General features: G+C 35.0%; 3 protein-coding genes. All 3 read right to left on the reverse strand.

What is annotated here, in order from left to right:
- Nucleotides 1-207: 207 nt before the first annotated feature.
- From HMPREF3190_RS03085 to HMPREF3190_RS03090, 3 genes are read right to left on the reverse strand one after another with little or no spacing between them, the layout of a single operon-like run.
- Nucleotides 208-1,041, reverse strand: coding sequence for a PDDEXK nuclease domain-containing protein (locus tag HMPREF3190_RS03085; protein WP_449676091.1), 834 nt, complete (start codon nt 1,039-1,041; stop codon nt 208-210).
- 25 nt (nt 1,042-1,066) lie between these two features.
- A complete protein-coding gene (locus tag HMPREF3190_RS07565; protein ID WP_449676093.1) occupies nt 1,067-1,252 on the reverse strand; it encodes a DUF1016 N-terminal domain-containing protein in 186 nt (61 codons plus the stop codon).
- A gap of 44 nt (nt 1,253-1,296) precedes the next feature.
- Nucleotides 1,297-1,599 carry a type II toxin-antitoxin system RelB/DinJ family antitoxin gene (locus HMPREF3190_RS03090; RefSeq protein ID WP_066780295.1) on the reverse strand — a complete coding sequence of 101 codons (303 nt, stop codon included), beginning with the start codon at nt 1,597-1,599 and terminating at the stop codon, nt 1,297-1,299.
- Nucleotides 1,600-1,808: the final 209 nt, after the last annotated feature.

A 1,808-nucleotide genomic window follows, 5' to 3' on the forward strand; every position in this document is an offset into this window, starting at 1 on the left:
TTGGGAAGTCTGTCTAAATTTTGAGTGCACACTATGGATATAGGGTGCACTTTTTAACGATAGGAAAAGCTATCATTACAAGGTTTGCCATTTATTAACAAATCCCAAATGCTTCAAATCCACTAGCAGACAACAAACAGTTTCAGAATACAAAAAGGCAGTTAGATTGTACTCTAATCACCTTTTACGCATTATAATTATTAAATTTTATTCGTTTGTTTCTCCCGCAATATCTATATATTCCTTTAATTTTCGTTGCAACAAATTCTTATCTATCAGTTTTAATGTATACTCAGATACCATTGTAGGCGAAAGACTTCTACTCAATGCAAATTCTACTACCTCATCATCTTTTGTAGCACAAAGGATTACTCCTACGCTTGGATTTTCAGTTTGTTTCTTTACTTCTCTATCCAGTGCTTCTAAATAGAGGTTCATTTTTCCGATATATTCCGGTTTAAACTCTCCAATTTTTAATTCAAATGCAACTAAGCAGGATAATCCCCTGTGATAGAATAGCAAATCTATATAGTAATCATGATTGCCAATTTGTACCCTATACTCATTACCTATAAAAGAAAAATCTTTCCCAATCTCTAAAATAAAGTTCTTCAGATTCCCGAGAATTGATTTCTGAAATTCTCTTTCATTTCCAAGCTTGGGAGCATCAATAAATTCTAAAACATAACTGTCCATAAATAAATTATGCATCTCTTGTTTTACCCTTTGAATAGCAGGCAAATTATTACTATTTGAAAGCATATAACGCTCATAATAGCCACTGTCCATCTGCCTTACCAACTCTCGGTGAGTTAGATTCTCATTAATCGCTAAGTTAATGTAGAATTCTCTTTCTTCTTTACTCTTAGATCCAGATATTATTTTCAAGTGATTAGACCAGCTCAATTGTGTCAACAACGTTGACACTTTTTCATCATCCTTATATATCTCATAGAATTGCTTCATTCTATAAAGTCCCCTACGGGTAAATCCTTTTAAATCAGGATAATTTTCAGAGAAAAAATCAGCAACATTTTCCACAAAATTTGATCCATAAGCTGCTTCTTTACGCTGCTTCTTTACTTTTCTCGCTTATATACTTGCCCACTTCCTGATACATCAAGATTAATTCTTCATTAACTTTTCTATAAGCGCGATCCTTGGCACTTTCGACAATCTTAACAATATCATCAAACTGTTGATTGTCTTTTCTCATACCTGTATTCTGCAATACCATCTTAGCTTTATTCATTTTTCACCTCCCTCATATTTACTTTCTTTCACCCTACTTATCCTTTAAAGACCCTGTTCAAGCTCTTCAAAAACATCAGCTATCGGATAACTATCACCTTGAACCGCTTGATTATAGCCTTTAGCCATCAATGCGTTAAACGTTTTTTCATCCATGTCATCTTGTGCTGGAAGAGACTTTGGAATAGTAAGCGAAAACGGAATACCCTTATTAAGAATGATTTGACGATAAAACATGTCAATAGCAGTAGCCCTCGGAATTCCAATAGTTTCCAGAATCTGCTCTGCCTGCTGCTTAATATTTTCTTGTATTCTCACATTCACATTCGCTGTTTTAGTAACTGCCATATCAATCAACCTCCATATTCATACCATACATAATTGTGTCGCATATTGCAATACAATTTACATGAATAGGATTCCTCGAGCGTCATACACGCTTTCCGTGTTCGCGTTACTGCATCTGATAGCACGGTCAAACGCCGTGACGGTGGGAAGCCCCGCTTGTTTTCTCCTTTGAGTTTGAACATAAAAATAGCAGATAAAGGGAAGGAAAT

Source organism: Umbribacter vaginalis (genome assembly GCA_001552935.1).
GTDB lineage: Bacteria > Actinomycetota > Coriobacteriia > Coriobacteriales > Eggerthellaceae > Berryella > Berryella vaginalis.